The 5,451-nt window shown below is 51.9% G+C and carries 3 protein-coding genes; all 3 read left to right on the top strand.

From position 1 onward, the window contains the following. Positions 1-394 precede the first annotated feature (394 nt). Positions 395-1,003 (top strand): TetR/AcrR family transcriptional regulator, encoded by a 609-nt coding sequence (locus tag JRI95_16150; protein ID MBW2063076.1) that lies wholly within the window; start codon positions 395-397, stop codon positions 1,001-1,003. A gap of 141 nt (positions 1,004-1,144) precedes the next feature. Continuing rightward, complete coding sequence (locus JRI95_16145) at positions 1,145-2,416, top strand: efflux RND transporter periplasmic adaptor subunit (protein MBW2063075.1); 1,272 nt, start codon at positions 1,145-1,147, stop codon at positions 2,414-2,416. Between the two features lie 17 nt (positions 2,417-2,433). Next, on the top strand, positions 2,434-5,451 hold a 3,018-nt coding region (locus tag JRI95_16140), incomplete at its 3' end, for an efflux RND transporter permease subunit (GenBank protein ID MBW2063074.1).

Raw genomic sequence — 5,451 nt, 5'->3', positions numbered from 1 at the left:
CGGCGCAGTTACTTTTGGCTACGGAGCTGAGGCTTGCTCCGGCACGGACTTTCACCGTGCGGGTAGAGCGCCATCATGGGCGCACGATTCCTGCTTGCGCAGGAATGACAACAATAACCCTATGGCTTCTGCCAGAGGGCCGGGGGCTCGCAATGACAATTTGTTAGTAAATGTTTCGCAACCTGGTATAAGTATTGGCCTGGCATGTTAAAATAAATAAGAATCAGTGGTCAATCGGCATGTTACTTTCCGGCTCTGGATTAAATTTCATTATTTATTCAACAAGTTGAAGAACCGTCATCTTTATTACCTACCGGTAGGTAATTTTCCCTTGACACCGCGGCATAAGCATGCTAAAAACCGCCTGGCTCTTAAAAATACAGGAGGCAGCAGCATGAATCAGGAGGTCATAAAAGCAGCTAACGGCCAAGGCCCTAAAGAACGCCTTCTAGAAGCCGCTATCGCGCTTTTTGCTGAAAGGGGCTATAGCAAGACTTCAGTCCGGGAGATCGTGGCCCAGGCCGGTGTCACCAAACCGGTCCTGTATTATTACTTTGAAAACAAAGAAGGAATCTTCCTGGCCATAATGGCGCTCGCTGCGGAAATGCTTCAGCAAATTATATCCGAAGTCCTTCAGACGCCCGGCCAGTGCCAGGAGAGGTTGATTGCCTTGTATCAGAGGCTCAGTCAGGCTATTGCTAAGCACCCCGACCTTGTGAAGCTGTTCTTCACCATGACCTTTGGCATGTCCCAGGGCGCGCCTGACTGCAACCTGGAAGAATATCCTCAAAGAATAAACGAAACGATCAAAAACATCTACCTTGAGGGGCTGGCCAAGGGCGAAGTGGCAGAGGTCAATCCTGAGGCGGTGAGTTTGTTGTTTTTAAGCTTGTTTGGTCTGGCTGCTCATACAAATGGGCCTTACTTTACCGCGCTGGAGCCTGAACTGGTAATGCAGACAATCCAGCTGGCCTTTAGAAGCCTGGAACGAGAACAAGGCTGACACATGAAACGTCTGGCTTTTTTTTTAATTTGGGTGTAAGGGCGCATCCGTGGAGATTGAACCATGTGTCAGGCATACCGTGAGTAGCATAATAAAAGTGAACAACGAGTCCTGGTTCAACGGCATTGCAGGAGAGAAATAATGAGACGAACGAGTAGTCGCGGATTCCTGGTTTTTTTTGTATTGATAATATGCACGCTTGGCTGGCTGGCCGGGTGCGACCAGGCGGGAGAGAGTCAAGGACTGGCCGGGACAACGGAGGAGGCGCCTTTGACCCTGGTTAAGACCGCCAGGGCCTATCTGGGCCCCATTAAGAGTTCTTTGTCTTTTACTGGAAATGTTTTCGCCGTGCGGGAGACAAAGATAAGCTCCAAGCTTCCGGGGAAGATTGCCAAGATACTGGTTTCTGAAGGGGTCATGGTTGAAAAAGGCGATTCCCTTATTTTGCTGGACCAGGAGGACTTCCGGATTGCCGTTCGTCAGGCCAGGGCCGGCCTTGAGACGGCCAGGGCCACGCTGAACAAGGTTTTGGCTGGCACGAGGGTGGAGCAGGTCGAGCAGGCCAAGGCTGCCTTGGAGCAGGCCAGGGCCAATCTGGAGTTTGCCCGGCGTTCTTTTGATCGCATGCAGGGACTGCTTAAGACGTCCTCGGTTCCGGAGAGTAATTATGAGTCCGCGGAGATGCAGCTTAAGATTGCCAGGGCCCAGCTCAAGGCCGCCCAGGAGCAGTATAACATGGCCAAGGCAGGCGCCACAGAGGAAGACATGGCCGTGACCAGGGCCAATGTGAAGATGGCAGAGGTGGGGTTGCTGGCATCCCAGACTCAGTTTAAAAATACAGTCATCAGGGCCCCTTTTGGCGGGACAATTGTCATGAAAATGGCTAACGAGGGCGAAACCGTAGCGCCGGGGATTCCTTTGCTTCTGCTTTCAGACATGAACAGCGTCAAGGTGGAGTTTGGAATTCCCGAAGAATACTTCAAGACGATCCATGTGGGTTATAAGGGATTCGTGCGGGTGGACGCATACCCTGGGTATCATTTTGAGGGTGCCATCACCTTGAAGAACCCTCAAATTGATTTGGCGGCCAGGACCTTCAAGGTGCGCATGGAAATCCCGAATACGGACCAGGAATATTTCCTGGTGCCGGGCATGTTCGCCCGGATCGAGCTTACCCTCAAAGAGAAGAAGCAGGCTGTGCTCGTGCCTGGCAAGGCCGTTCTTGAGTCTGAAGGGGAGAAATACGTCATGATTGTTGACCAGGCCGGAAGGCCTCAAAAACGCATAGTTGAAACAGGCCTGGCAGACAAGAATACCATAGAAATCATTTCCGGGCTCCAGGCCGGTGAGCAGGTGATTATCCAAGGCAATTACGGCCTCAAGGCGGGCAGTCCCATTCAAACCAGCAACTAGGTATTGAGAAGGAAGCCATGAACCTACCCGAGTTTTCAGTAAAACGGCGTGTCACTATTTCAATGTTGATACTGATTATTGTGCTCTTTGGAGTGATCTCCTTTCGAGGGCTCGGGCTTGATCTCATGCCTGAGATGGAATTCCCTCTGGTAGTCGTTGTGACCAATTATGAGGGTGTGGCTTCTGAAGATATGGAAGAACTGATTACCAAACCCCTTGAAGAGATCGTCAGTACCATTAACAAGGTGAAACGCGTCTACTCCGTCTCCCAGGAATCCATTTCTTCTATTGTGGTTGAGTTTGAATGGGGGACCAACATTGATTTTGCCGCTCAGGACGTACGCAACAAGATTGGGATGATTGATGAGTTTCTGCCTGACGACGCTGACGACCCCTTGGTCATAAAATACGATCCTTCTCAGATGCCGGTTATCATCTACGGTGTGACCGGGATGGCAGATACGATGAAGCTCCGGAAATACCTTCAGGATAATATTTCGCCGCGCATTGAGCGCAAGGAAGGTGTGGCCGCGGCCTATGCCATAGGCGGATTGACCAGGGAGATCAACGTCTTTGTGGACCGCGGAGCACTCGAAAGCTACGGCCTTTCGATTGATCAATTCATCACCATCCTTCGCATGGAAAATACCAATGTTTCTTCGGGTCACGTCAAAAAAGGCTACAAGGAATACCTGGTCAGGGCGCTTGGTGAGTTCAGGTCTCTGGAAGATATTGAAAACATTATCGTCACCGTCCGAAAAGGCAAACCGGTTTATTTAAAGAACGTGGCCCGGGTCGAGGATACCCATAAAGAAGTGCGGCATTATACGCGAGTGGATGGCAAAGATAGCGTCATCTTCGCGGTTATGAAGCAATCCGGCGTCAATACGGTCCAGGTTGTGAACCGGGTCACCGAGGTCCTGGAGGAAATAAAACCCATACTTCCTAAAGGGATGAAATTCGCACCGGTGATGGACCAGGCTGACTTTATCACCAAAAGCGTCAGTCAGACCACGAGGGACGGAGCTATCGGCGGAGTCCTCGCGGCAGTTTTTATCTTCCTCTTCCTCCGCAGTCTGCGTCCGACCATCATCATCTGTATGGCCATACCGCTTTCAATCGTCACCGCTTTTATCGGGATGTACGCCTTTGGATATACCTTCAACATCATGACCATTGGCGGGCTGGCCCTCGGTATCGGCCTTCTGGTGGATAACGCCGTGGTTGTCATTGAAAACACCTTCCGACATTTGGAGCAAGGCAAGCATCGGGACAAGGCCGCCGTGGAGGGGGCTACCGAGGTGTATCAGGCTATCACCGCGTCCACGCTCACGACCATGGCCGTGTTTCTGCCCATGGTGCTCATTACCGGTATCGCCAGCAAGCTGGCCAGACCCATGGCCCTTACCGTCTGCCTCACTTTATTTGCCTCACTTTTTGTAGCCATTACCCTGGTGCCCATGCTGGCGTCTGTCTTCCTGAAAAGAGCGGTGTCAAAGCAAGACCAAGAGGCTTTTCAGAAGAAGGGGTTCTGGCGCGTCAGGAATACTTACCAGAAGGCATTGTCATGGGGCTTGAAGCACAAGGCTGCCGTGCTCATCCCGGTTCTGGTCCTTTTTATAGCCGCCCTGGCCTACATCCCCAGGCTGGGCATGGAGTTCATGCCCACTGAAGATGAGCCCATGACCTTTTTCACGCTTAAAATGCCAGTAGGCACCAACCTTGATGAAACAGACCGGGTGGTGAGACAGATTGAAAGCTACGAACGTAAACTTCCCGAGACCAAGCATGTCATAACCATGGTCGGACCGGATGAGCAAAGCGGCCACAGTGCTGCCCAGGGATTCGGCGCCACAGATCAAAATGAAGCCATGATCTTTAGTCGGCTTTATGACAAGGGAGATAGAGACCGCATGTCCTGGGAGATTCAGGAGGACATCAGAAAACATGCCCCGCAAATCGAAGGGGCAACCATGAATTTTATGTCAATGGGCATGAGTTCCATGTCCACCAGCGCTGACCAGACCCCGGTCGCTATCCGCATATTCGGGAAAGATATCCCGGTGCTGAAGCGGTTGGCCCATCAGGTCAATGGCAAGATAGAAAACATCGAGGGCCTCAGGGATATCGAGGTTTCCATGCGGGAAGGCAAGCCGGAACTGCACGTCCGCATTGACCGCCAGAAAGCGTCCCAGTTCGGCCTGGGCCACTTTCAGATAGCCTCAGTCATCAGGACCTCGGTCCAGGGCTATCCGGTAGGCAAGTTTCGCAAGGAAGGAGACGAATGGGATATCAGGGTCAGACTGTCTGAAGAATACAGGAATTCGGTGGAGAAAATCAAAAACCTTTCCATCATGTCGCCGCTGGGGACAAAGGTGTCGTTGTTCCAGGTGGCCGACCTTTCGTATGGCGCCGGGCCGCTCAAGATCTCCAGGGAAAACCAGGAGCGTAAGATAACGATCGCGGCTGACGTGATAGACCGGGACATTGGAAGCGTCATACGGGATATTCAGGCCAGCCTGAAGGATATGCCGCTGCCTGAAGGCTATTTCATAGACTATGGCGGGAGCTATCAAGACATGAAGGACACCTTCTCCTCACTGGCCTTTGCCTTGATTATCGCCATTATCCTTGTTTACATGATTATGGCCGCGCAGTTCGAATCGCTGGCCCAGCCGTTCATCGTCATGTTTACCGTGCCTCTCGGCTTGATCGGTGTGGTCGTTGGGCTTACGGTTTTCAGGTTCACACTCTCGACGACCGCCTTTATGGGGTTCATTATTTTATGCGGCATTACAGTCAATAATGCGATTATTATGGTGGATTACATCAATCAATTAAGGCAAAGAGGCGCCGATAAGTTCACGGCCATCGTCGAGGGTGCGGCGACACGGCTCCGCCCGATTCTGATCACCTCGTTTACGACCATCCTCGGTATTCTTCCCATGGCTCTTTCAAGGTCTGAGGGTGCGGAGATGCGCGCTCCCCTTGGGGTCGCCATAGCATTCGGCCTCTTTTTCGCCATGTTTCTCACG

The organism is Deltaproteobacteria bacterium, assembly GCA_019308995.1.
Classification (GTDB): domain Bacteria; phylum Desulfobacterota; class Desulfarculia; order Adiutricales; family JAFDHD01; genus JAFDHD01.
Note: the sequence above shows the minus strand (reverse complement) of the source record. Positions and strands in the feature narration are given on the sequence as shown.

Coding starts and splice junctions, on each gene's coding strand:
- JRI95_16150 (MBW2063076.1), top strand. CDS start 395: ATGAATCAGGAGGTCATAAAAGCAGCTAACGGCCAAGGCCCTAAAGAA.
- JRI95_16145 (MBW2063075.1), top strand. CDS start 1,145: ATGAGACGAACGAGTAGTCGCGGATTCCTGGTTTTTTTTGTATTGATA.